1 pseudogene is annotated in these 440 nt (G+C 48.2%); it reads left to right on the plus strand.

The features are described 5' to 3' along the window. Positions 1-69: 69 nt before the first annotated feature. A pseudogene (locus tag R7044_RS25240) lies at positions 70-440 on the plus strand (ComF family protein); the annotation flags it as partial.

Consider the following 440-nt stretch of genomic DNA (forward strand, 5'->3'; position numbering starts at 1 on the left):
CACTTATTTTATTCCTTATCGCTTCACTCAAGCGTTAGGCTGTGCAAAATCTAACCTTGAATAAGCGGTATGTTATCTCATCACTGGCAAAACATCATGCATCGTGTGCTCAGCAGTCAATGCGGTTTATGTCGCTTCCCGATTCTGGCTGCCGCTCAACCCAATGCGCTGCGTTGGTGTGATCACTGTTATCAATATCTTACGCCAGTAAAACGCTGCCAACGTTGTGGATTGAGCTTAAAAGCAGAGGAAGCGAATATAGAGAGTATTTGCGGCGAGTGCCTCTCCGAGCCTCCCCCTTGGCAACGGCTATTTACCTTGGGAGACTACGATTTTCCGCTGTCTCGAGAAGTACAACGCTTCAAAGATCACGGACAAATATGGCATGTTCGCGCTTTAACGCAATTGCTTGCCCAGCGCATTTCAACTCCCGCTCCGCT

Source organism: Vibrio sp. 1402 (assembly GCF_033340275.1).